At 34.8% G+C, this 26,030-nt stretch carries 17 protein-coding genes and 1 tRNA gene; 1 reads left to right on the top strand and 17 read right to left on the bottom strand.

Translation table 11 applies throughout. The features are described 5' to 3' along the window. Nucleotides 1–5: 5 nt before the first annotated feature. The 6 genes from KM029_RS15850 to KM029_RS15825 all read right to left on the bottom strand — a co-directional run bounded on the left by KM029_RS15850 (nt 6) and on the right by KM029_RS15825 (nt 7,920). Entirely contained in the window at nt 6–701 is a 696-nt protein-coding gene (locus KM029_RS15850) for a c-type cytochrome (RefSeq protein ID WP_144074170.1), read from the bottom strand. 30 nt (nt 702–731) lie between these two features. Then, nucleotides 732–1,346, bottom strand: a complete 615-nt coding sequence (locus KM029_RS15845; RefSeq protein ID WP_144074169.1) for a DUF3341 domain-containing protein — start codon at nt 1,344–1,346, stop codon at nt 732–734. Between the two features lie 14 nt (nt 1,347–1,360). Next, complete coding sequence (gene nrfD, locus KM029_RS15840) at nt 1,361–2,788, bottom strand: NrfD/PsrC family molybdoenzyme membrane anchor subunit (protein WP_144074168.1); 1,428 nt, start codon at nt 2,786–2,788, stop codon at nt 1,361–1,363. A gap of 80 nt (nt 2,789–2,868) precedes the next feature. Further along, nucleotides 2,869–6,090 carry a TAT-variant-translocated molybdopterin oxidoreductase gene (locus KM029_RS15835; RefSeq protein WP_144074167.1) on the bottom strand — a complete coding sequence of 1,074 codons (3,222 nt, stop codon included), beginning with the start codon at nt 6,088–6,090 and terminating at the stop codon, nt 2,869–2,871. Nucleotides 6,091–6,149: 59 nt separating this feature from the next. Beyond that, nucleotides 6,150–7,403 carry a c-type cytochrome gene (locus tag KM029_RS15830; protein WP_144074166.1) on the bottom strand — a complete coding sequence of 418 codons (1,254 nt, stop codon included), beginning with the start codon at nt 7,401–7,403 and terminating at the stop codon, nt 6,150–6,152. A 446-nt stretch (nt 7,404–7,849) separates the two neighbouring features. After that, nucleotides 7,850–7,920: transfer RNA gene (locus KM029_RS15825), tRNA-Cys, on the bottom strand. A 179-nt stretch (nt 7,921–8,099) separates the two neighbouring features. Between KM029_RS15825 and KM029_RS15820 the strand changes: the two genes are divergently transcribed. Next, nucleotides 8,100–8,624, top strand: coding sequence for an acyl-CoA thioesterase (locus KM029_RS15820; RefSeq protein ID WP_144074165.1), 525 nt, complete (start codon nt 8,100–8,102; stop codon nt 8,622–8,624). Between the two features lie 57 nt (nt 8,625–8,681). On the opposite strand, the gene KM029_RS15815 is transcribed toward KM029_RS15820, so the two are convergent. The 11 genes from KM029_RS15815 to gatB all read right to left on the bottom strand — a co-directional run bounded on the left by KM029_RS15815 (nt 8,682) and on the right by gatB (nt 25,909). Next, nucleotides 8,682–9,704: a phenylalanine--tRNA ligase subunit alpha gene (locus tag KM029_RS15815; protein WP_317130466.1), complete on the bottom strand. Its 1,023-nt coding sequence runs from the start codon at nt 9,702–9,704 to the stop codon at nt 8,682–8,684. A 253-nt stretch (nt 9,705–9,957) separates the two neighbouring features. Further along, nucleotides 9,958–10,419: an FKBP-type peptidyl-prolyl cis-trans isomerase gene (locus KM029_RS15810; RefSeq protein ID WP_144074163.1), complete on the bottom strand. Its 462-nt coding sequence runs from the start codon at nt 10,417–10,419 to the stop codon at nt 9,958–9,960. Nucleotides 10,420–10,618: 199 nt separating this feature from the next. Beyond that, on the bottom strand, nt 10,619–10,873 hold the full coding sequence (locus KM029_RS15805; RefSeq protein ID WP_144074162.1) for a hypothetical protein: 255 nt from the start codon (nt 10,871–10,873) through the stop codon (nt 10,619–10,621). Nucleotides 10,874–10,892: 19 nt separating this feature from the next. Next, the gene (locus tag KM029_RS15800) at nt 10,893–12,074 is read right to left on the bottom strand and encodes a class I SAM-dependent methyltransferase (RefSeq protein ID WP_144074161.1); all 1,182 of its coding nucleotides are present in this window, start codon (nt 12,072–12,074) and stop codon (nt 10,893–10,895) included. A 12-nt stretch (nt 12,075–12,086) separates the two neighbouring features. Next, entirely contained in the window at nt 12,087–13,166 is a 1,080-nt protein-coding gene (gene buk, locus KM029_RS15795; protein WP_144074160.1) for a butyrate kinase, read from the bottom strand. Between the two features lie 4 nt (nt 13,167–13,170). Further along, entirely contained in the window at nt 13,171–14,079 is a 909-nt protein-coding gene (locus tag KM029_RS15790; protein WP_144074159.1) for a bifunctional enoyl-CoA hydratase/phosphate acetyltransferase, read from the bottom strand. A gap of 58 nt (nt 14,080–14,137) precedes the next feature. Further along, nucleotides 14,138–14,458, bottom strand: a complete 321-nt coding sequence (locus KM029_RS15785) for a hypothetical protein (protein ID WP_144074158.1) — start codon at nt 14,456–14,458, stop codon at nt 14,138–14,140. Nucleotides 14,459–14,638: 180 nt separating this feature from the next. Next, nucleotides 14,639–20,284, bottom strand: coding sequence for a fibronectin type III domain-containing protein (locus KM029_RS15780; RefSeq protein ID WP_158631079.1), 5,646 nt, complete (start codon nt 20,282–20,284; stop codon nt 14,639–14,641). 421 nt (nt 20,285–20,705) lie between these two features. Then, entirely contained in the window at nt 20,706–22,973 is a 2,268-nt protein-coding gene (locus tag KM029_RS15775; protein WP_144074156.1) for an aconitate hydratase, read from the bottom strand. Nucleotides 22,974–23,305: 332 nt separating this feature from the next. Continuing rightward, a complete protein-coding gene (locus KM029_RS15770; RefSeq protein WP_158631078.1) occupies nt 23,306–24,403 on the bottom strand; it encodes a TlpA disulfide reductase family protein in 1,098 nt (365 codons plus the stop codon). Nucleotides 24,404–24,451: 48 nt separating this feature from the next. After that, nucleotides 24,452–25,909 carry an Asp-tRNA(Asn)/Glu-tRNA(Gln) amidotransferase subunit GatB gene (gene gatB / locus KM029_RS15765; RefSeq protein ID WP_144074154.1) on the bottom strand — a complete coding sequence of 486 codons (1,458 nt, stop codon included), beginning with the start codon at nt 25,907–25,909 and terminating at the stop codon, nt 24,452–24,454. Nucleotides 25,910–26,030: the final 121 nt, after the last annotated feature.

Here is a 26,030-nt window from a genome sequence, read left to right as displayed (position 1 = left end):
ACGATCTAGTTACCTTGAAGTTTTCTAACATATTTCACGACAGCCCAACGCTCTTGAGGGTTTAACTGAGACTTGTGTGACCACATACGTCCTTTACCGTGAGTAATTACAAAGAAAATATGTCCGTCGGTTGCTTTCTTGATAGACTTACCTTTCAAGTTAGCTACACCACCATACACTTTTCCTACCTTACCTTTACCATCTCCTGCTTCACCATGACATGGCTGGCAGTAGGCAGTAAATAGGTGCTTACCTTGAGCTACCACTTCAGGAGTTGCCTCCAATGGGTTTTTCAAGTTCTCTGCTGCCCATTCACCTTGCTCTTTTGTTACATCCATGTAATAAAGTATAGGTTGATTAGGCTTAGCAGCTGCATCACCAGTAACCGCACTGAAGTTTTGACGCTTTACAGTACCTGCTACAGGATCTTTTACGTTGATTACTCTTTTCTCACCTTCTGAGAAGTAATCATTATAAGGATTTGAGTTAATGAAATCTGGATAATACGATTGCTCCAATACTCCACCACTAATACCTTCATACGTGAATTGAGAAAGCGGCTCGTAAGGTACAGAGTGATACATTTGAGGTGCATATTCAAGACCAGTAAAATTACCGTCTCCTTGAATCTTACAACCCGTCATTGCTAACGCTGCTGCTCCTATTGCTATCGCTTTCATTACAACTTTATTTCGTCGCATGTTGCGTAATTTTTTATCGTGATAAGATGATTACCCTTTAATCTCTCTAGCAGAATCTGTAACTCCTTTAGTAAATAAGTCACTTACATAGTCTAAGAAAGAAGCTTTCTTCTCTCTTTCTGTAAAGCTCTTATTATTTACTTCTTCAGCACCAAACTCTGATAACAAAGCTTTAATCTCTTCTTCTGATAATTTATTATTTGCAATATCAATTGCCATAATATGCTTATCGTCTGATTGGCGGCGATCAAAAATTTGAGGAACCTTATGAGGTTTCAAATCTTGTGATACAAAGAATGAACCTGCCATACCAAATGCAGAGAATAAAACTGTTAATTCGAAAGTAATTGGCACAAAATCAGGAATTGCGATAAATCCTTTACCTCCAATAATCATAGGCCATTCAAAGCCCATAATCCATGATTGTAATAAGATTGCACACGTTGTTCCTAAAGCACCAAATCCGAAAGCTGCTCTTGGCATCCAAGAACGCTTATATCCTAAAGCATCTTCTAAAAAGTGAACTGGATACGGGTTAAATACCTCATAGATATTTACACCTTTCTTTCTTAATGCTTTAACTGCTTTAAGAAGGATATCGTGATCACCGAAAACGCCTACTAAATAATTTGTGTTTTTTTCCATCTCTAAATTAGTTTCTAAAGATCAACTGGAACTCTATCAGCTTCTGGTACTACATCGTTAGAAATAGTACGACGCGATTGGTACACTTTTGAATCTGAATCTTTCAATACAGCTTTTACTTCTGCCATGTTAATAACAGGGAAGTACTTAGCAAATGCCAAGAATAATGTAAAGAATAATCCAAAAGTAAACACGTAACACATTACATCATAAATTGTAGGGTTAAAGTACAACCAAGATGATGGAAGGTAATCACGGTGAAGAGAAGTTACGATAATTACGAAACGTTCAAACCACATACCAATGTTTACTACAATCGAGATAAAGAAAATAAATGGAATACTTGTTCTCAATTTCTTGAAGTAGAATACCTGTGGTGAAATTACGTTACAAGCCATCATAGACCAATATGCCCACCAGTATTGACCAGTCATACGGTTAACGAAAGCATATTGCTCATATTCAACACCTGAATACCATGCGATCACGAATTCTGTAATATATGCTATACCTACAATAGAACCAGTAATTGTTACTACTAATGCCATCATTTCGATGTGTTCCATTGTAATGTAATCTTCCAATTTATACAACTTACGAGTTACTAGCATTAATGTTAATACCATTGCGAATCCAGAGAAGATCGCACCCGCTACGAAGTATGGAGGGAAGATTGTTGTATGCCATCCAGGAATCACTGAGGTTGCAAAGTCCATCGATACAATTGTATGTACTGAAAGTACTAAAGGTGTCGAAAGACCTGCCAAAATCAATGATACTGATTCATAGTGCATCCATGTTTTTGCTGAACCGTTGAAACCCATAGAAAGAGCTCCGTAGATTAAACGAGGAATCGGCTTAATAGCACGATCACGAATTGTAGCAAAATCAGGAATTAAACCAATAAACCAGAATACCAACGATACAGAGAAGTATGTTGAGATGGCAAATACATCCCATAATAATGGGGAGTTGAAGTTCACCCAAAGTGAACCATATGTGTTTGGTAATGGTAAAGCCCAAATACCACCAATCCAAGGACGACCCATGTGTACTACTGGCCATATTGCCGCACAAATTACAGCAAAAATAGTCATTGCCTCTGCCGCACGGTTAATGGAAGTTCTCCATTTCTGACGGAAAAGTAATAGTACAGCAGAAATCAAAGTACCTGCGTGACCGATACCTACCCACCATACGAAGTTGGTAATATCCCATGCCCATTGAACAGTCTTATTAAGACCCCAACGACCAATACCAGACCAAAGAAGGTCTGCTAAGAATACGCCACCTGCAAGGAGAAGTATGAGTGAAACCGCCATTCCTGCAAACCAACCCATTGAAGGATTGCCTTCTACAGGTCGACAGACATCTTCTGTTATGTCCTTGTACGTTTTGCCACCGGTTACCAGTGGCTCACGAACTTTCGATACTATCTGCATTTTATCTTATGTAGAGTATGAATAACTTAAACTTTAAAATCGGACACCTTACGATAATACAACCTAAAGGTATCCTTTAATTATGCGTTCTTCTCGTCTTTGTTTCTCACCTTAGCAAGGTAATAAACGTTAGGACGAGTGTTGATTTCATCCAAGACATTGTATGCACGCTCGTGTAATTCGCCCTGTAATAACTGACGAACTTCTGAATCAGGATTATTCAAGTCGCCAAACTTGATTGCACCTGTAGAACAAGCTGTAGAACAAGCTGTAGATACATCAGAGTCAACCAAAGTACGGCCTTCTCTTTTTGCATTTAATTTACCTGCTTGAGTTCTTTGTACACACATCGAACATTTTTCCATCACACCACGAGAACGAACAGTAACATCTGGGTTTAACACCATTTTACCTAAATCGTTATTCATGTGATAGTCAAATTCTTCGTTGTTATGGTATTTGAACCAGTTGAAACGACGCACTTTGTAAGGACAGTTATTCGCACAATACTTAGTACCGATACAACGGTTGTATGTCATTTGGTTCAAACCTTCTGAAGAGTGTGAAGTTGCAGCAACAGGACAAACAGTCTCACAAGGAGCATTGTTACAGTGCTGACACATCATTGGTTGGAATACGACTTCAGGGTTACGTGCAGCACGCTCCATCATTTCGTAATCTGTCATTGATGCTTTTTCTTCTTCAGTAAACTCATCTTCTGGACGTTGACTGTAATAACGATCGATACGCATCCAGTGCATTTCACGACGGTTTATTACTTCTTGCTTACCTACGATCGGCACATTGTTTTCAATATGACATGCAGTTACACAAGCTGAACATCCATCACAAGAGTTCAAATCAATTGCTAGACCCCAATGGTGGTTAGGATATTTATGAACATCAGCCTTAATTCCTGTTTCCTCATTCCAAAGAAGAGCTACACCAGGTTTATGACTTTCCTTCTTATGAGCATCTTCTGAATAACCATCAGAATTAATGTCCCAAGCAGAAATATCTGTTGCTTTTTCCTTACCCTCATAAGTATTGATCATTACATCATGTCTTGCAGCTGCAGGGTTCTTAACATATTGAGCAAGTGTAGTCTCTTGAATAATAGACTCACGACTCATGATTGTTTCATGTGTTTGTGTTTGAGCAACATCTACTGATGCATCTGTTGCCGCTACTGTAACACCTGAAGTGATCGAGTAATTTGTTAAACCTTTAGCTGTAAGTAATGACATTGCATTGTAACCAGCTGCTTCTTCTGCAACTTTACCTGCTTTAGTGCCTTGCCCGTATCCTAAAGGAACAGCAATAACACCTTGAGCTAAGCCCGGCTGCATGATAACTGGTAATTCAAAGCTACCTGCTTTAGCAGACACTTTCAATACTTTTTTCTTTGTTTCAAATTCCTTGTGAACGTCTAATTTACGAGCGTCCTCTGGTGTAATTGCTACAAAGTTACCCCAAGTTACTTTAGTAATTGGGTCTGGAGTTTCTTGAATATATGGGTTGTTTGCCATTGTACCGTAGCCCATTACTGTAGCTGGGTATGCAACAAATTCCCATTCAGAAGTAGTTCTATATTTAGCTGCAACTTTAGCACCTGCTGAAGTAACATCAGCTGAAGCTGAATAATTTACTGTTTCAACACCTGTATCGTTAGCAGATCTATAGCTACCTGTTTCCTCTATTTCAAAAATACCATTGTGTAATGATCTTACCCAGAAAGTTTGAGCTGAAAGCTCTTTTGATTGCAAAGCAAACAAATCTTTTTTCCAGAAAGATTTTACAACCTCATCATATTCTTCTTCTGACCCAGCCCATGCTAAGAATGAATCTTGTGCTTGGCGACAATCAAAAATTGTATTGATAGTAGGTTGAGCTACACTAAAATATCCTCTCTTATATTCAGCATCATTCCATGCTTCTAAGAAATGAGTATCAGGAGCATTAAAAGTACAAAGTGATGCAGTAGTATCTAAACGATCGTTTGTAGCTACTGATAATTTTGTTTTCTTAATACCTGCTGCTATCTCTTTTCCTCTTGCGTAATCATAAACTGGATTACAGTTATAGAATACAACAGCACCATATTTTCCTGACTTTAATGCATCAACAAATGCATTCATTTGTAAATCAGAACCTTGACGTGTATATAAAGGAGTATTTAAATCGATAGTCTTACCATAGTTATCAAGCATTTGGTTGATTCCGTTCACTAAAAGTTGAACGTTAACATCATTAATACCTGAAACTACAATAGATTTACCTTTTGCCTTTAATAAAGCTTTTGCTGCTCTAGCAACATTAGCATCTTTTAAAGTACCTTTCACAGTTGCATTACCTGTTGCTTTAGCAATTGCATTATATAATGCTGCTACAGCTACTCCTTCTTGAGAAGGTTTTAATGCCGAACGATAATCTGCTGCTGCTCCTGTAATTGTTAACATTGTCTCAAAACTAAAAAGTTGAGACATCTTCTTTTTGTTAGGTCCAACCTTACGAGTTTTTGCAAAATCTGTTGCAAAAATTCCAGGAGCTACCCAGTTACCTAAGAAGTCTGCGTTAAAACTTACAACAACGTCCGCTTCTCCAAAAGAGTAAGAAGGAACTGCAGCTTTACCAAACTGTGATTTATTTGCTTCAATAATTGCTGAATTATTGTCTTGATCATAAGTGATCAAGTCTGCGTTATACTTATCAGCAAATTGATTTACTACTTTTTTAGTAGATGGAGATACAATAGTATTAGATACTACAGCAACTTTTCCAGCAGCATTCAAACCTTTGATAATCTCAGCATCAGCCTTTTTCCAAGTAGTATTTACACCACCTTTAGAAGGAGCTTGTGCTCTCGATTCATCATAAAGTCCCATAATAGATGCATTCGCACGAGCAGTAACTGCTCCATTTGAATACTTAGAGAAAGTGTTACCTTCAATGAAGATAGGACGCCCCTCTCTAGTTTTTACTACTACAGGCATAGCCTCTGAACCATTGAAGAAAGTTGAAGCATAATAGTTTGCTACACCTGGATCAATGTTTTCTGGCTTATTTAGGTAAGGAATTGCCTTCTTAACAGGAGCTTCACATGCTGCAAGCGAAACCGCTGCTACACTAAAGCCCATAACTTTTAAGAAGTCACGTCTGTTGCTTTTGAAGTCTCCTTCAGAATTATCACCGTAAGCATCCTTAATTGTAAGGTGATCCGGGAATTCTTTTTCCGCATATTTTACAAACTCAGGGTCGTTAGTCAATTGCTCAACGCCCTTCCAATATTCTTTCTTTGCCATTTCTCTTTATAGAAAATCCGTTGAAAGCTTAGTGACCAAAAGGTTCAAAAAGCGACAAATTAATAGTGACATTTAGCACATTCCAAACCACCAATGTCTTTTACCTTCATTGGTTCTTTAGAAGTTGCGTCATGCATTTCTACCATTTTGTCATAATACGCATTACCTTTTGCGTTTACATCTGTCTTACGGTGACAATCAATACACCATCCCATTGTTAACAACGAATGTTGTTGAACGATTTCCATTTTTTCAATCTCACCGTGGCAAGTTTGACATTCAACGCCTCCCACTTTCACGTGTTGTGAGTGGTTGAAATACGCTAAATCTGGCAAGTTGTGAACACGTACCCATTGTATAGGTTCATCGTTCTCAATTGCTGAGTAGATTTTTTGAATTTCAGGAGAGTTTTGACGGATACTGTTGTGACAGTTCATACAGATGTTTGCAGAAGGAATGTTAGCATTCTTTGATTTCTCTACACCTGTGTGACAGTACTTACAGTCAATTTCGTAATACCCTGCGTGAAGTTTGTGTGAAAATTGGATAGGTTGATCAGGAGCATATCCTTGTTGTACTCCGACTGCAAATAAAGAATCAATAGTTACTTTAGCTACAATCATGATGAATACAAAAGAAGACATTCCAATGAAAACTTGACTTTTAAAGATCGATGCAAAACTAAATTTTGCATTGATGTAAGCCTCATCTTCTTCGTCTAGTCCTTTTTGTTGTCTTAAGTATTGTGTTAATACATTGGCTAATACAACCAATACTACTAATACTATACCTAGTAAGACTAATAGTCCGATAATTACTCCAACCAAAAGGTTAGAACTAACTACCATACCTTGAGGAGCTGCTGCTCCTTCTGTTCCCGATGCGTCTGCTGCTGCAGTTGCCGGTTTTGCTGGACCCTTTACTGTTGCATCTTTTACGTATGCTAAAACCTGTAATATTTCCTCATCAGAAAGATCTTGGTTTGGCATAATCGTAGGTTTGAACTTGTCATAAAGTGCTGCTGCGTATGCATCACCACTTTCGATAGTTTTACCTGGATGTTTGATAAATTTGGTCAGCCACTTGACGTCACGACGCTCGTAAACATTCTTAAGCGCCGGCCCGACGCCTTTTTCGTGTACTTGGTGACAGGAAGAGCAGTTGCCATCGAAAAGCTCCATCCCGGCCGAGATCGACGCTTCATCAGTGGGAATGCCGTCTCCTTGACCAAACACTGTTGTGCTTGCTAGCAGTAAACCGCACACCACAGCCAATGTGTAGCGCAACCTTAATACACTTCTGCCGATACTCATACCATTGAAGTTTTTATACAAAAAATTAGATGAAATATGCAATTGTACATTCAACTGCAAAGCTAATACGGGAGGGTAGATAATTCAAACTTATAAACAAATTGGCATTTAGTACTAAAACAGTAAAAAAACACACTTAAACAATTGTAAAACAAGTACTTAAACACCTAAAAGTGTAAAAAAAACTTATTTAGAACTATTCCAAATTACAATAAAAAATGACATTCGACATCTTTTCACCATAAACGAGTATCAGTTTCTTTCCTTAATAACATCTTATTAACATAACATATGATAAAATAGACAATCGGTTGAAACCTCTTTTTATTTAATAAAATCGCACTAAAACAGCTCTATTTTTATGTCTAAAGAAAAATAGAATTCCTTATTTTAAAAATAATTAAAAACAAAAAAGGTCAAAATCATTTCTGATTTTGACCTTTTAGAGGTGCCAGGCGGATTCGAACCGCCGTACGCGGTTTTGCAGACCGATGCCTAGCCGCTCGGCCATGGCACCCTGTTCCCCGTAGAGTGATGCAAAAGTAATACAACAATTTATAGCACCCAAACAATTTCTTTAAAAAAAATACAAATAAAATTTAAGATTCTGTATTCCAAATAGGTAAAGTTTCATTTTTTTAAATTAAACTTATAAATACATACATCCGTACATGATTAAACTAAAAGAAAAAATATATGAAACATGAAAAGTTTGCGAAAGAATCATTTGTAACAAGCGCTGAAATGGTACTTCCTAACGATACAAACCCACTTCATAATTTAATGGGTGGACGATTATTACATTTAATGGATGTTGTTGCTGCTATTTCAGCTCAAAAGCACTCTAACCGCGTTGTTGTTACCGCTTCTGTAGATAATGTATCATTTAAGCATTCTCCAAAACTTGGAGATACAATAACTTTAGAAGCACATGTTACAAGAGCTTTCAATTCTTCTATGGAAGTCTTTATTCGTGTTTACACCGAAAACATTCCAAATGGCACTAAAATAGAAACAAATACAGCTTTCTTTACTTTCGTAGCAGTTGATCAGACGGGGAGACCTATCATTGTACCTAAATTAATTCCAGAATCTGAAGAAGAGAAAAAACTATTTGACGGTGCATTACAGCGCAGAGAATTTAGGCTTGTAATGGCAGGTAGAATAAAATTAAAAGACGCAACCTCATTACATGAATTTGTTGAAGACATAAATAACTAAACAAAAAAGGTTACCCTCACGAGTAACCTTTTTCTTTTCATCTAATTTTGGATTGCTTTACAGTCCTTCGAATTGGCGTAAGAATCTCAAATCATTTTCTGTAAACAATCTAAGATCATTGATTTTGTATTTCAACATCGTCATTCGCTCAATTCCCATACCGAAAGCAAAACCAGTATATTCTTCAGGATCAATTCCTGATGCTTTTAATACATTTGGATCTACCATACCACAACCTCCTATTTCTACCCATCCTGAGTACTTACAGATGTTACAGCCTTTACCTCCGCAAACAGAACAGCTAACATCTAGCTCTGCAGAAGGTTCTGTAAATGGGAAATACGAAGGTCTTAAACGTATTTTTGAATTAGGGCCAAAGAACTCCTTCGCAAAATAATAAAGTGTATCTTTTAAATCTTTAAATGATACATTTTTATCTACATATAAACCTTCAATTTGATGGAAGATGCAGTGTGCTCTAGCAGAAATCGTTTCATTACGGTATACTCTACCTGGCGACAATGTTCTGAATGGAGGCTTTGCATTTTCCATAATTCTTACCTGTACAGAAGATGTATGTGTACGCAATGCAATATCAGGATCTTTTTCAATAAAGAAAGTATCCTGCATCTCTCTAGCAGGGTGATTTGGAGGGAAGTTTAAAGCTGAGAAGTTATGCCAATCATCTTCAATTTCTGGACCTTCTGAAATATTAAAACCAATACGTTCAAAAATACGACTAATTTCTTCACGCACTTTTGTAATAGGGTGAACAGACCCCATTTCGTTAGGAATATTTGGTAAGGTTAAATCTTGATGATTTATATCTGTAGCCTGTAAAGATTCCAAGGCATCCTGTAACTCTTGAAATTTATCTTGAGCAGCATTTTTTAATGCATTTACAGTCTGTCCAAATGTTTTGCGCTCTTCTGGAGCAACAGTTTTCATTTGGCTAAATAAATCTGCAATAATTCCTTTTCTACCTACTACACCAATACGAAAATCTTCAAGCTCTTCCTTAGTCTGAGCTGTAGCTTTTTCTATTTGTTCTTCAATTTTTTTTATCTGCTCAAGCATAATCTATAACTATATTGAAAGTGAACTAGTCACTTATATCATTCGATTTATTTCAAGATATGAAAATTTAGTATTCTCAATCAATCTGCAAATTTAAAAACTTTATTAAGCTATTACACGAGTAATGACATAAAAACTTAAGAAAGTTTGTTTTTTTATTATAATGTTTCCAATTGAAAACAAAAAAACACCGATTTGACAAATACAAATCGGTGTTTTTAAAATTGATATTACTATCAATACTTATATTTTAGAACTAGCAATTGCAGTTATCATCTTCACAAGAATCTTCACAAACTTCTACTAACTCAATATCAAAGTTAAGATCCTTACCCGCCATTGGAGAGTTAGCATCAACTTTAATAATCTCATCGTTTAATTCTACAACAGTTGCAGGAATAGGACCCTGAGGGCTTTGAAGACCAATTTGATCACCAATTTTAGGGTTCATATCTGCAGGAATGTCGCTACGCTTAAACTCAATAATTAAATCTTCACGAGCAGGACCGTAAGCTTGGTCAGAAGGGATATTCACTGTTTTTTTATCACCAACAGTCATACCTTCTACTGCTGCATCAAAACCTGGAATCATTTGACCTGCTCCAACTTTGAATTCGATAGGCTCACCACGTTCAACTGAAGAATCAAATTGACTTCCATCGTTAAGAGTACCAACATAGTGTACTTTTACTTTATGACCTTTTTGTGCTACTGACATTTTCTTTTCTTTTGAATTTTTTAGACGTACCACCGCCTAATAAGTTTGCAAAAATACAAAGATGTTAATCGCATGCAATAAAAGATTAAGAGTTATTTGAATCTATGTTGATTAATTAACTCATCAAACTCACTTTCAAGTATATATAAATAAAAAAGGAGTACTATTGTACTCCTTTTCTTTTGGCGTAGTTCTATATTTAAGATACTTTCTCAAAAACTACAATCATACCATCAGTGTAGCTAAAACCCCAGCCACCTGTGCCTACATTACTAGAACTTGCAGAAGACATAGGAGTAATACTAAATACTTTATAACCTTCTTTTGCATGTTGTTGAATGCAAGTCTCTAAAGCCTCAGCAGTTTCTTCTCCACTAACTTTTACTGATCTTAATCTGTCTGAAGTAGTTCTTCTAGATTCTTTTTTTGTTTTTACGTAGACTGTTTTATACATATTCTGTTCGAAGTTGATCTCAATTTATACGCTTACATACTAATAACACTTTTTCCTCTTTCATTATTGTAGTTGCAAAGAGGTAAATTTCTCCACCTTCTTTTAACTTTAACTTATTTCTAAGCTGGTCTACTGTTTGAGGAAAATTTCTGACCGACAAATTAGCCTTTAAGTTCGGTATTTCTTTCTTAATACTTTTTTTCTGTGCTTGAATTTGCTTTGTTATTTCAAATTTTCTGCCTGGAAAATTTTCTATTAGTACATCAGAAATGTATAAATGGGAGTTGATGTGTAATTTTTTTAAGCCAAATCTGTTTGAGATACTTTTAAATGCACCTCCTTTCATCACAGATGCATTAGGCTCGTATAAATATTGGTGCAATTCACTTGCCAATTCAACTCCACATTGTTCTTCTTCGTTTAGATCAAAAGAAAAAATAATCTCTTTTTCTTCTCCTTTTAGGTCAACAGTATGAATTTTAACATCTGGATGTTCCTTTTTATCTAATAAGAATAATACCTCTTTACATTCTCCATCAACAGAAACTACCCATACGTTACTTACTTCAGGAAGTGATCGTAGGGTACTTTTTATATCAATCATTGGAGATAATTTTATTAAAACCTTATTTGCTCTATTAAAAAGTAAATCTTTAAATTCTAGCACATTTGGTTCACAATCCTCTACCCTTACTAGTTTGCGGTTTTCTTTATCTCGTCTTGCAGGATCAAGATATACAACATCAAAATTAATATTATTCTTTTGAAGCCACTCTAAACTATCACCACTCTTAACGTCAATATTTAATTGATTTAAAGTGACGAAGTTCTTTTTTGTTATTTCTGATAAATCTTTTTGTCGCTCAAAATAAGTTACTTCAGAAAAATACTTTGAAAAAGCCCAATCATCAACACCCATCCCACCAGTTAAATCAATAAGCGAAGTACCCGTAACAATCTTCGCTTTAAAATTTGCAGCTCTTTCAGAAGAACATTGCTCTAAAGGTACTTTTGATGGGTATTCTATATTTGTATTTTCATACCAAGAAGGAAGTTTCTTTTTAGCTTTTTGTCTAGCCCCTATCTGTTGAGCGGCAATCTTACCATCAACATTAGTATACTTAGCTGCTTTTAACACTACTGAAGAGGGGTTTTCCTTCTCATTTTCTAAAATAAACTTCTTTGTTTCCTGATTTATCATTCCTGCTTTTTACTAGTAAATAGTATCTCCATACACTTGTGGTATAGCTTCTTTATTCAAGACCATTAAACCATTCTGAGCTAGTGCCCACATTTCATCCTCGCCAGGAAAAACATGCACATCAGAAATGTGTTTAACTTTTTCTGTTATCCTATCTGTAATCCACTTTCCATGTGCTAAACCGCCAGTAAGTAAGATTGCATTTATATTATTTTCTAATGAAACTGTTAAACTACAAATTTCTTTTGCCACTTGATATATCATGGCATTCATAATTTCTAATTCTTTTTCTTCTCCTCTTTCTGCTGCTTCTCTAATTGCTTTTGCATCATTGGTTCCTAGATAAGCATACAATCCACCACGTCCAACAACCATTTCAATCATTTGCTGTTGTGTATAAGCACCACTAAAAGAAGCTCTTATAATATCTCCAACAGGAAGAGTTCCGCTTCTTTCAGGAGAAAATGGACCAGACCCATCTAAACCTTGATTTACATCTATTACTTTTCCTTTCTGATGTGCTCCTACTGAAATACCACCACCCAAATGAACAATGATCAGGTTTAAATCTTCATATTTAATACCTACTTGCTTAGCAAATACTCTTCCTATTGCTTTTTGGTTTAAAGCATGAAATATAGAAAGTCTCGGAAATTTTGGGTGACCAGAAAAGCGAGAAATATCAGACAACTCATCTACAACTACAGGGTCTGCAATACAAGAAGGAATGGCTAATTTCGAAGCAATATCAAACGCTATTTTAGCACCAAGATTACTTGCATGTTTTCTTGGTGTTTCAGCTAAATCATGTAATAAATTTTCATCTATAGAATATACACCTGATGGGATTGGTTTACATAAACCACCTCTTGCCATTACAATATCTAATGACGACAAAGTAATCTCTTCCTCTTTTAAAAAGTTTAAAACTTTTTCTCGTCTAAAATCTAACTGTTCTTTTTCTGATGAAAATTGTAATAATTCTTCAGAAGGATGTCTAAGTGTTTGTTCACAAAAAACATTTTCACCTTCAAAAAGAGCTACTTTTGTAGATGTAGAACCAGGGTTGATAACTAATATTCTATTGTTCATCTTTTTATAATTCTATTGATGCTGCAGCCAACCTGATACTATTTAGCTTTGTCTCCATAGAGTCAGCTCTTGATGTTAATACAATTGGTGCTTTTGCTCCTAAAATAATTGATGCAACTTTGGCATTTGCAAAGAAAACAAAGGCTTTATAAAGAACATTACCTGCTTCAATATCTGGTACTAACAATAAATCTGCATCCCCTGCCACTGTACTCTTAATTCCTTTGTGAGACGATGATTCTTGACTAATGGCATTATCAAATGCTAAAGGTCCATCAATTTCACAATGTCTTATCTGACCTCTATTAGCCATAATAGTAAGTAAAGCTGCATCTAAAGTTGCTTGCATCTTTTCATTTACCATTTCTACTGCAGCCAGTGCGGCTACTTTTGGTTTTTTGACACCTACCTTTCTCATAAACTCAATGGCATTATTTAAAATACCGATTTTTGTTTCTAGATCAGGTGCTATATTCATAGCTACATCTGTTAATGCTAGAGGCTTATGGTATGCTGGTAAATCAAATAGTGCAAAATGAGAAATTACTCTCCTCTTCTTTAATCCCCATTCTTTATTTAAAACTCCACGCATTAGTTCTGCTGTAGAAATATGACCTTTCATTAAAAAGTCTGCTTTTCCATTATGAATTAAAGAAACTGAAGTTTTTACCATTTCTTTCGGATCTACGACATTAATTATTTCAACTTTATCAAAAAAGTCAAAATTCATTTCCGTACATAAATCTTTTATATCCTCTTTATTTCCAACAAGAATAGGCTCAATAATATTCTTTTTATATGCTCTATACACTGCATCCAATGCATTATCGTCTGCTGCTGCACATAAAACAAGACGACGTTTTACAGTTTGAGTATCTAAGATATCAACTAGTTCTGAAATACTTTTCAGCATAATTTATAATGGGGTTAGTATGTATATGTATATGTGATTAGTACAAAAGTAGGAAAAACTACAATGTAATTACATCCAAAATAGAATATGATTTTTCGAATTCTGCTACTTTAACTTGAACTCTATCTCCTACTTGACAAGGAACTTCTCCTTTAAATCTAGCAGAAAGTTTTGCTCCTACTTTAGGATAGGTAGTAACACCTGGGCCACAACCGTCTAAAGAACTTACGCCAAACATAATTCCACCACCATCTATAGCGAGTACCTCTCCATAAAATACACAAGTACCTGGAGTAACCCTTATCTGTTCTTGCTCTTGTTCTACTTGGCCATAGCCGTCACCTCCAACAATTACTACTTGTTGAGATTTACACGACATAAAAAGACTTAAAAGACTGTAGAATAAAATATAATTCAGCTTCATAACTATAAAATTGAGTGTTAATGAATAAAGCGAATTTACAAGAGACAATTCAATAAACACTATACTTTTAATTTATTAAGTAGCATTTAAAATGCTCTAACATTCAATTCTTACAATCTAGAGTAAAACAAAGTTTTATTTTTTTATAATATTCTTCCTCACACTATTTACTTCGTTGCTTATTACAACTATATATTGTCCAGATTGTAGATGTTCTAAATTTAATTCTACAAAAGAACTAATGAACTCATTGGTATATACTTTTCTACCTTGAATATTAAAAATATCAACTGAGATTTCTTCCCAATCATTTCCTAAGTTTAACCTAAAAACACCATCACTAGGGTTTGGAAATAAAGAAACGTTTAAGGCTGCTAATTGATCTAATACACTTTTATCTTGTCTATTAAGTACTACAGATGTTTCGATATGATTTGTTTCAAAATCAGTATTAAAGGCTGTCAAATAATACGTATATACTCCATCAGAATATTCATTGTGATCTATATATAAATTCTGATTTTCAATTGTTGTTCCTATTTGAATTACCTCACCAGAAGATTCATTCAATCTATAAATTTTAAAACCATCTTCATTTTCTGACATATCCGTCCAAGACAAAATTACATCTTTCGATCTTTCTCTTGCTTTAAATTTCTCGGGTGCGATTATTTGTATTGCATCATCATTTTCAAATGCATCATACATTGTCTGCATTTTTACAGAATACCCTGTTGCGTTGTATGCAGCTACAGTATATTCATAACATAAATTTATATCTGCTATATCATCTCTAAAAACAGTCATATTTTCATTGACAGTCCCTATTGATTTCAATTCAGTATCATTTTTTAATCTTCTGAAAATTTCAAACCCCAATTCATTATCAGACATATCTTCCCATGTTAACATCACTCCATTTATATCATTCGAAGCTATTAGGTTAATAGGAAAATTAGGGAGACTAGCATTTACTGCTTTCGTTTCTATTTGGGCTGACAATGGATTGACAGTACTACTTCCTACATAACTTATTACATAGTATCTATATAAAGTTTCTGGAGCTGCAGTATTATCTACTAATGAATAAACAGAATTATCAACTGTTGCTATTAATGTTGAATCTTTAGTCCCAATTATTTTTCTATAAATCATATACCCTTCTTCGTCATCTGTATCATCAGTCCAATCTAGTTCAACTCTACCAGCAACTTTTTCTTGAACGGTCAAACTTGTCACTCCATGAGGTACATTGGGGAAGGTTGATACTTCTACTGTTTCTGTAAAAAAATCATCTCCTGATTTCACTGCTGCAACTTTGTAGAAATATATTTGATTTTCTAAAATTGAGTTATCAACATAATTAGTTGTTGATGCAGGAAGCCTAGTTAACTGTCTAAAACTACTGTTCCCTGTTTTTCTATAAATCACGTACTCATCTTCTAAATTAGAAGCATCTTTCCACTGTATGTGATTAACTAAATTTCTATTTAACAATCGTAAAGAATGAGGACTATTAATGGGAATATCAATAACTATTTCTTCACTTTCTGATGTCCCCAAGACGTTATAACTTTCAATTTTATAAGTACAACTAGTTCCTTCATTTACATTTTCATCTAAGAATTCTTGTGTATTATATGGTAACTGAGCTATTAGTTGATAACCATTTATAAAAACTGACTCTTTTTTGTATACTTTAAACCCTAATTCATTATGAACGCTATCTTCCCAATTAAGCATTACATTCTGATTTTGGTAAGATGCAGCTACATCTGTTACAAAAGAAGGTTTTGTACTATTACCCATTGTGTGTACAAATAATATTGGCTCACTCATTAAATCACCATCTAGTAATCCATTAATTGCAGACAGCCTGAAATAATAAGTCATGTTAGGAAGTAAACCATTTAGTACAAATGATTCTGCATTCACATCTGTAATTTTAGAAAAAGGGAAATAGTTACCATGATCTGTTGAATACTCTAAAAGAAAACCTGTTTCTAAAGCAGATCTGTCGCTCCAAGAAATAAATAATGAAGTAGCTGATTTTTCTTCGTAAAATATATTACCTGGTGCTTCCAATTTTGTATAGGATGATACTACTTGATAAGGTGATTTTCCTGCTCCATTAGCAGCAGCCACCCGCAAATAATATTTTAAAGACCCTAATAAATCCATTGAAACTAAATAAGAAGTAGCATCTCTTCCTGCTGTTGCAATTGGAACATACCCATTGTTTGGATGTAATGAATACTCTATTACAAACTCTGTTTCGTTATTACTTTTATCTTCCCACTCAACAAGTAATCCTCCAGTAACTTTATCAACAGAAAGGTTTTGTACAGCATTAGGTATTTGATATACAACAGCCGAAACTATTGGAGACCCATCTGCTACACCGTATGCATTAAAGCCTTTCACTTTATAGAAATAAGTTACTCCGTCAATCTTATCAGAGTTATCTATCCAATAATTGTGTTCACTAGACATTGTAGCAATTCTTTGATAATCTCCATTTGGAGACGTTGAACGCTCGATATAATATCCTGACGCTTCAGAAATTCCTTCCCAATCTAACTCAATTCGTCCTTCCGTAATACCTTTTGCATTTAAAATTGAAATATAAGGTAATACACTCGTTTTGGTAGAATTACCATAAATTTCAAAGGCTAAATCATGATCTGCAAAACCAATATCATCTCTATGAGTCCATGAAGTATAATCTTGTCTAAATAAATCATTTTGGTCCCACATATAAAAGTCTCCTCCATATGGTTTAGTATCAACATTTCCTTTCCAATACCAGCTTCCATCTTTTGAGTAAGACATTACAGGAGCAATAGTTAACCAGTATTTACCTTCTGAAAGAATTAAAGGTGATGTAAAAATAAACTCAATTATTCCATCATTATAATATACCAAACCATCACTATCAGCATTAAAAACTTCTTCTATTGATGGCTTACCGTTGTCATCACTCCAAATAATAACATCTACATCCGAAATAGAAGAAACAGTAGACTCTCCAAATGCTTTCACCGCATTTATCTCCCATTCATCACCTTCTTCAATTTCAAAATCATCTGCTAAGTAAATTGGAGCATCAAAATCTGTAAAGTATTGAGATCTATAGCTATTTCCATCAGGATTTTTTTGACTTACTAAAGTTGGAGAAACATCTTTTACAATTACATTAAAAGTTAAAATAGCTTCTTTCCCTTTTGCAGTTCCCTTTACATTAATTACAGCATTCCCAATATTTTCATTACTTGGTTTTATATGTAGTTGGTTATTTATGATTGAGACTACTACAACATCCAGATTATTGTTGAAGATTTCAAATGATAATTGGTCTCCATTTTCATCAAAAAATAATTTTGACAAATCATATGTTTCTCCAAAATCACCTAAAGAATACTCTTTATTCTCTATATCTTTTGATACAACTGGAGGGGTATCATCAACACCAAAATAAGCACTGTAAATTCCATTTGAATGTGTTCCTATTACCACTAAACCATCTTCTCTGGTCTTAATCATTGTTACAACTGCATCACCAATTTCATTCTCCGCTTGCTGTTTCCAATCTGTAAACTGATGTAGAGAACTTGCATAAAATAATCCTACACTAGTTCCAAGAAAAACACCTTCTGTTCCATTATTTGGTTGATGAAAGGCTGCCCATCGAACAGAAGGACCTGCACCAGAACCGTCTTCGTTCTCTTCTAAATTTCCAGATACATGTAACCAACTATCTCCTCCATCTAAAGTCTGAAAAACGCTTTGTGTTTGATAATTTGAAAAAACGACCAATACATGTTCTGCATTTTTAGGATTTACAGCAATACAAGAAACATACGCTTTTGGCAAGCCTTTTTCTGTAAAGATATCTACCATATCAGTACTCTGACTTCTCGAGTTATTTACCTTGTAAATTCCTCCAGAGGATGTCCCGAAGTAAAGTATATTTTCTTCTTTTGTCGATACATCTAAAGAAGTAATTGTAGCATTAGCGGCAATATTAGTATACTGCATCCACCCAGAGTTTGTTCCTCTAAAAGTATAACCAGAATTAATTTGATCAAGTGATAAATTAAACCACATCTTATTTCCTGCAGGGTAATACATCACATTAGGATCATTATGGTCTAAAATATAAGGATGTACAAACATTTGATTTGTAGCTGCTCTGGGTTGAATACCATCATAATCTGTAGGGTTTCTTGGGTCAGCTCCTTTAAATCTTAATATTTTTCCGTATTGTGTACTTGTATAACGGATATCTTCTCCGGGAACTATAGCTACATAACAACCATCTCCTCCTGCATATTCTTCAATCCAAGAGGCTCCCTCTTCTGTTGAATTAGTATACCATTTTCCGTTATCTTGGAACCCAGCCATTATTCTATTGTCGCCTTCTGTTTTCTCATCAATAGCAATAGCGTAGGCTTGTGTTGTATAATATCCATTATTTAAGTATTCCCATTCTACATTTTCTGCCAAACAGTTTTGAGTTTTACTTATTCCTCCATCATGACTTGTTATAACGATATTTGGGTTTGATGGTAAAAATTCTAACCAATGATTATCAGGATGATGATTTGGGTAAATACTTACATTATTCTTAGGAGAATACCCTCCAACCCATCTTGTATTAGCATTTGATGTAAATCCATCTTCAGATCTATAAAGATTTGTACTTCCTATAAAGATTACATTTTCATTATTGGGCTTAACACGAATATATTGATTATAACTTCCTTGAGATAAATCACCAACATAACCTCCATAACCTGGTAAATTCTCTGTTCTATCCTCCCATATTCCATCTGCTACATTATATTTAAAAAGCATGTGGCTTGCTTCTCCATTTCCCGGAGTATGTGCAAAGAAATAAATATTATTTGGGTTCGAAGAAGAGAAATCCATTACTGTCCTATTCAAGGTGATAGATGATACTTCTTGAGGTGTAATATCTACCCAGTCTACTCCATCTAATGAGGTAAAGAAACCTGTATTTGCTATTGTAGCAAATAAACGTCCTTCAGAAGTAACCATAATTTCTGTAAAAATAGCACCATCTTCTTCTAAAGATAATTGCCATGAATTACCTCTATCAATGGATTTTGATATCCCTCCTTTATGGGCAACATATACATGCCCTTTAGGAGTAACTGCAATTCTTGAAACATATTGAAAAGTTCCTTCATTTATTGTAGGGTCACTTACTGTAGAAGATAACTGGTTCCAAGATACTCCTCCATCTGTAGATTTATAAATTCCATTCCCCCTATATGTTGCACCTCCACCAGAAGCAGAGTTTCCATATATTTCTCCTGCTCCATAATACCAAACATTGGCATAATTAGGTCTTGGATCTTGTGCAATACAAGTAATACTTTGTCGGTCTGTAGGTGTTGTCACTTTTACCCAAGAAGTTCCTCCATTAATTGACCTCCATAATCCTCCAGCTACCCCCCCTGCTAATAGTATATTTTCATTCGATTTATCAATTGCTAATGCTCTTGTTCTACCTCCAACATTAAATGGTCCTCTTTTTTTCCAATTTACAGTAGTTATTTCTCCCACAGATAAATCGTCAAAAAGTTGAGTTTTAAAATGCAATTTTTGAGCAAAGCTATGCTCTAACTCAAAAATATTATTTGGAATTAAATGCAATTTTGGATTTTCTAATAAACGATGTTCATAATTCTGACGAGCTTCAGGATCATCTTTCTGTCTCTTAAATTTATGATAGATCGTTTGATCTTGAGACATATCTGGTATCAATGCGGTATTTTGGGCAAAAGTAGATATGTATAATAGCGATAAGAGAAATAGTAAATAGAAACTCTTCGTGTAAAACGAATTGAATACAGCTAGTTTCATGAGTGATAATTAGGTCTTGGGTATTAGGTTAAATCGTTTTAATCATACTTTTAATTAGGTTTTAGTATGATTAGAGTATAGTAATCAAAATCAATTACTTATGCTTTTTAGGTTTAATATAATTTACAAAAAATTAGCTAGTCTATCACTAATCAAATTCGATTACCTTGTTATAGTTACATTATCCCTTTGGAAATAAAAAAAGCGACATCTCTTTTCAGAGATGTCGCCACCAGAATGCTATTTATATTTTAGTTTCTCTTCATAACGCGATAGAGAAATCCATCTCCATCGCATTATAGAAGAGCACTTAGACTGCTTGTTCTTTGATTAAGTTCAATGCTGAACCAGCTTTGAACCACTCAATTTGTTGAGCATTATACGTATGGTTTACTGGGAATGTTTCCACAGAACCATCTGCATGAGTTAACTCAACTGTTAATTGCTTACCAGGAGCAAATTCTGTTAATCCTTTAATTGCGATAGTATCGTCTTCACGAACTTTATCGTAATCTGCAGGGTTAGCAAAAGTTAATCCTAACATACCTTGCTTCTTAAGGTTAGTTTCGTGAATACGAGCAAAAGATTTTACTATTACTGCACGAACACCTAAATGACGAGGCTCCATAGCTGCATGCTCTCTAGAAGAACCTTCACCATAGTTTTCGTCACCAACAACGATAGAACCAATACCTGCAGCTTTATAAGCTCTTGCAGTTGCTGGAACTTCTCCTTTATCTCCTGTTAATTGGTTAACTACTTCGTTAGTAGCTCCACCAAATGCATTTACAGCACCGATTAAACAGTTATTAGAAATGTTATCTAAATGACCACGGTAACGTAACCAAGGACCTGCCATAGAAATGTGGTCAGTAGTACATTTTCCTTCCGCTTTAATTAATAACTTCATTCCAGATAAATCTGTTCCTTCCCAAGGAGCAAATGGAGTAAGTAATTGTAAACGCTCCGAAGTTGGAGATACATCAACTATAACACTAGATCCGTCTGCTGCTGGAGCTTCGTAACCGTTATCATCTACTGCAAATCCGCTTTCTGGTAACTCTGATCCTGTTGGAACTGCTAATTTTACAGCTTCACCATTTTCATTAGTTAATGTATCCGTAAGAGGATTAAAGTCCAAACGACCTGAAATTGCAATAGCAGCAACCATTTCTGGAGAAGCTACAAATGCGTGAGTATTCGGGTTACCGTCTGCACGTTTTGCAAAGTTACGGTTAAATGAGTGAACTATCGAGTTTTTCTCATTCTTTTCTGCACCAGGACGAGCCCATTGTCCAATACAAGGTCCACATGCGTTTGTGAAAATCTTAGAAGATTCAAATTTATTGAATGTATCTAATAAGCCATCACGCTCAGCTGTAAATCTAACTTGCTCAGAACCAGGGTTAATACCTAAAATTGCTTTTGGTTTAACACCTTTGCTCACTGCATCTTCTACAATAGAAGCTGCTCTTGTTAAATCTTCATAAGAAGAGTTTGTACAAGAACCGATTAGTCCCCATTCTACGTCTAAAGGCCATCCATTCTCAGCAGCCTCACTCTTCATGTCTGCAACTTCAGTTGCTCTATCAGGAGTAAAAGGTCCGTTTAAGTGAGGTCCAAGTTCGTCTAGGTTAATCTCGATTACTTGATCAAAATATTTATCAGGGTCAGCATATACAGCAGCATCACCAGTTAAATGTTCTTTAATTCCGTTTGCAGCATCAGCAACATCATCACGGTCAGTAGAACGTAAGTAACGCTCCATAGACTCATCATAACCGAAAGTTGAAGTTGTTGCTCCAATTTCTGCTCCCATGTTACAAATTGTACCTTTACCAGTACAAGACATGTTGTTAGCACCTTCACCAAAGTATTCTACAATACATCCAGTTCCACCTTTTACAGTTAAGATACCAGCTACTTTTAAGATTACATCTTTAGGAGCAGCCCAACCGCTAAGTTTACCAGTTAATTTAACACCAATCAACTTAGGGAATTTAAGTTCCCAAGCCATACCAGCCATTACATCTACTGCGTCAGCTCCACCAACACCAACAGCTACCATACCTAAACCACCAGCATTTACTGTATGAGAATCTGTACCGATCATCATACCACCTGGGAAAGCATAGTTTTCTAATACTACTTGGTGAATAATACCTGCACCTGGCTTCCAGAATCCAATTCCATATTTGTTAGAAACTGATCCTAAGAAGTCAAATACTTCTTTATTTGTTACGTCAGAACGTTTTAAATCTGCTTTTGCACCGTCTTTTGCTTGGATTAAGTGGTCAGCGTGAACCGTTGTAGGTACAGCTACTCTATCTTTACCTGCTTGCATGAATTGTAACAATGCCATTTGAGCTGTCGCATCTTGACATGCAATTCTATCTGGAGCAAAGTCTACATAATCCTTACCTCTTTCTAATGCTTTTGTAGCATTACCATCCCAAAGGTGAGTGTATAAAATCTTTTCAGCTAAAGTTAAGGGTTTACCTGTTGCTTTTCTTGCCGCTTCTACTCGTTCAGGATATTTCGAGTAAAGCTCCTTTATCATCTCAATGTCAAAAGCCATATGCGTGTCGTTTAGTAAAAATTTCAATTAGTGACAAAAATCAGTGCTATTTATAAAAATTTACTGACTTTAAACAAAAATAAGAGTAATCTATATTCTTTTTAAACAAAAAGGGCTGAAAATCATCGATTTTGTCAAAAAAATAATAAATAGGCCTATTTTTTTAAATTAAAGAGGTCATTTTTAATATTTATCAGATGATTTATTAGTGAAGTCAATACTTTACTACAAATTTCATCTTTTGCAAAACTACGTAGTTAGAGAATAATTAAAAATAAAAAGGTGTACTAATTCAAAATTAGTACACCTTTCCACTTACTTTTTAAGTAAAATTACTTACCTAGCAATTCAGCTAATTTCTTATCTAGATCGTCTCCTCTAAGATTTTTAGCTATAATTTTTCCTTCTTTATCTAATAACAGTGTGAAAGGAATACCTTCAACACCATATTCAGCTGCAACAACTCCACCTGCATCATGAACTTGAGACCATGTAATATGATCTTGTTCAATTGCTTGTTTCCATGCTTCCGTATCTCTATCAATAGAAACACCGTATACCTCAAAACCTTTAGATTTATAATGGTTGTAAGCTCTTAATACATTAGGGTTTTCCATTCTACAAGGTCTACACCAAGATGCCCAAAAATCAATCATTACATATTTTCCTCTAAGAGAAGACAATGTAACTGTTTTTCCTTCTGGAGATGGTAAAGAGATATCTATAGCTTCAGCGCCTACTACAGTTGCCTTTTTAGCATTATAAGCTTTAGCAACTTCCATTACTAAACTATCTTGAGGAAAGTTTTGCTCTAACTTTTCAATTGATTTTGAGATAGCATCAAAACTACCATCTTTATCTTGAATAAAATTTAAAGCCACTAATGATACATATGCACCATTTAACTTACCAAGCATTTCTTCTACTGCTACTTTTTGTTCAGTTTGTAGTGCTTGAAACTTTTTCAATACTTCTTCTTTATTTTCAGAAGATGCATATTCCTGTTGCAAAACATTCCCTTTTTCAGAGTATTTATCATACATCTGCTTAAGTTCTGTTAATTGCTCATTTTCTTTCGATCCAGAAATTTTATAACCTACTTTAGCATTTGCTACGGTTAAATCCTTTCCTTCTAAAACTAATAATTCTTCGGCTTGATTTCCAATATTCAAAGTATACAAACCAATTTTTGGAACTGTATACTTTAAAGTAAACTTACCTGAAGCATCTGTTGTTGTTTCGGCAACATTTTTCTTACCGCCAACACGTTGTATTGTATATAAAACAACTTTAGTACCATCTGGTAAATCATTTAACTTACCCGATATTTTTACTTTGGCAGGATAAGATCCATCACCTTCCTCTGATACTCCGCAACTTACAGCAAAAATTGTAAGAAGAAGAATAAAAATATGTTTTACTGTTTTCACTATTGTTTGTTTACTTATTTCCGTAATACATGCAATATACACAGATCTTTACTTTTCTAAAGCTTCTCTCAATAATTGATTTGTCTTTTGAGGATCAGCTTTACCTTTTGCCAATTTCATTACTTCGCCCATAAATAAGCCTATTAAGTTCTTTTTCCCTTTTTTATAAGCTGCTGCTTTATCTGGGAATTTATCTATTGCTTGTTGAATCAAAGGCACTAAGAAGTCATCTCCACTATCTTGAATTAGGTCTAACTCTTTCGCTAATTCTTCTGCTGATACTCCCTCTTTTTCTGATAATGCTTTTAGTAATTGTTGCGTTGCTGCTGCATTACTAATTTTCTTATCATCTACTAAAGCAATTGTATCTGCCACTTGATTTGGACGAACAGTTAACGTTTCAAATGTACCACCTGTCTCATTTAATAATGATTTAAGAGGTCCCATCATCCAGTTTGATGCAACTTTATAATTTTTAGTATCATTACATAATGCTTCAAAATACATTGCCGTTTCTTTCGACTCTGTTAATTGCTCTGCATCATATTCTGGTAATTTATAATCAGAAATAAATTTCTTTATCAGTTCTGCTGGTAAACTTGGCATTTCTGCTTTCAATTTATCCACCCACTCTTGTTTAACAATCATAGGAGGTAAATCTGGACAAGGGAAATATCTATAATCATTTAATGTTTCCTTAGAACGCATTCCATACGTTTTTCCTGTATCAACATTAAAAGTTCTTGTTTCTGATAAAATAGGCTCTCCAGCTTCAATTAATTTAATCTGACGTTTCATCTCATAATCAATTGCTTTCTGGATATTACGCATAGAGTTCATGTTTTTAATTTCACACTTCTCTCCCAATTTAGTTTCTCCTTTTAAACGGACAGACACATTGGCATCACAACGTAATGACCCCTCTTCCATGTTACCATCAGATATATCTAGGTAACGAACAATTTTTCTGATTTCTCCTACAAAAGCTGCTGCAACTGCAGAGTCATGAATACAAGGTTCTGTAACAATCTCCATTAACGGAACTCCTGCACGGTTTAGATCTACTAAAGTATCTGGAGCACCATCTAAATGGGTAGATTTACCAGCATCCTCTTCCATGTGAATTCTGTTTAGAATAACACGAAATTCATCTCCTTTTTTAGATACAACATCAACATGTCCACCAACACATATTGGTGTTTTATCTTGAGTTGTTTGGTAACCTTTTGGTAAGTCTGGATAAAAATAATTTTTACGATCAAAGAATTGATATTCAGAAATAGAGCAATTACAAGCTAAACCCATTTTAATAGAATACTCTAAAACAGATTTATTCACTTTTGGTAAAGTACCAGGCAAAGCCAATGTTATTGCACTAATATTTACATTTGGATCCTGACCGTATGTTGTCGGATCTGATGCAAAAATTTTACTTTTAGTTTGTAATTGAGAGTGTACCTCTAAACCAATTACTAACTCATATTTATCTAAAATCGTCTTATCCATAATTACTGATCTATAGACAGTTCCAATATATCGAAACTAAAAAAAATGTTACAGTCGCAACTTTAATATATTTCAAAAAAAAAGTCATTCTTTTATAAAAGAAATGACTTTTAATGAATTT

Source organism: Flammeovirga kamogawensis (assembly GCF_018736065.1).
In the GTDB taxonomy this organism is placed as follows: domain Bacteria; phylum Bacteroidota; class Bacteroidia; order Cytophagales; family Flammeovirgaceae; genus Flammeovirga; species Flammeovirga kamogawensis.
The sequence above is the reverse complement of the archived record's forward strand: the minus strand, read 5'-3'. Positions and strand labels throughout refer to the sequence as shown.

What these genes read in the sequence shown, in the direction of transcription:
- KM029_RS15785 (WP_144074158.1), bottom strand. Translation starts at nt 14,458, where the DNA reads ATGTCGTGTAAATCTCAACAAGTAGTAATTGTTGGAGGTGACGGCTAT.
- KM029_RS15805 (WP_144074162.1), bottom strand. Translation starts at nt 10,873, where the DNA reads ATGTATAAAACAGTCTACGTAAAAACAAAAAAAGAATCTAGAAGAACT.
- gatB (WP_144074154.1), bottom strand. Translation starts at nt 25,909, where the DNA reads ATGGATAAGACGATTTTAGATAAATATGAGTTAGTAATTGGTTTAGAG.
- KM029_RS15775 (WP_144074156.1), bottom strand. Translation starts at nt 22,973, where the DNA reads ATGGCTTTTGACATTGAGATGATAAAGGAGCTTTACTCGAAATATCCT.
- KM029_RS15810 (WP_144074163.1), bottom strand. Translation starts at nt 10,419, where the DNA reads ATGTCAGTAGCACAAAAAGGTCATAAAGTAAAAGTACACTATGTTGGT.
- KM029_RS15790 (WP_144074159.1), bottom strand. Translation starts at nt 14,079, where the DNA reads ATGCTGAAAAGTATTTCAGAACTAGTTGATATCTTAGATACTCAAACT.
- KM029_RS15830 (WP_144074166.1), bottom strand. Translation starts at nt 7,403, where the DNA reads ATGAGTATCGGCAGAAGTGTATTAAGGTTGCGCTACACATTGGCTGTG.
- KM029_RS15850 (WP_144074170.1), bottom strand. Translation starts at nt 701, where the DNA reads ATGCGACGAAATAAAGTTGTAATGAAAGCGATAGCAATAGGAGCAGCA.
- KM029_RS15820 (WP_144074165.1), top strand. Translation starts at nt 8,100, where the DNA reads ATGAAACATGAAAAGTTTGCGAAAGAATCATTTGTAACAAGCGCTGAA.
- KM029_RS15800 (WP_144074161.1), bottom strand. Translation starts at nt 12,074, where the DNA reads ATGATAAATCAGGAAACAAAGAAGTTTATTTTAGAAAATGAGAAGGAA.
- KM029_RS15845 (WP_144074169.1), bottom strand. Translation starts at nt 1,346, where the DNA reads ATGGAAAAAAACACAAATTATTTAGTAGGCGTTTTCGGTGATCACGAT.
- nrfD (WP_144074168.1), bottom strand. Translation starts at nt 2,788, where the DNA reads ATGCAGATAGTATCGAAAGTTCGTGAGCCACTGGTAACCGGTGGCAAA.
- buk (WP_144074160.1), bottom strand. Translation starts at nt 13,166, where the DNA reads ATGAACAATAGAATATTAGTTATCAACCCTGGTTCTACATCTACAAAA.
- KM029_RS15780 (WP_158631079.1), bottom strand. Translation starts at nt 20,284, where the DNA reads ATGTCTCAAGATCAAACGATCTATCATAAATTTAAGAGACAGAAAGAT.
- KM029_RS15835 (WP_144074167.1), bottom strand. Translation starts at nt 6,090, where the DNA reads ATGGCAAAGAAAGAATATTGGAAGGGCGTTGAGCAATTGACTAACGAC.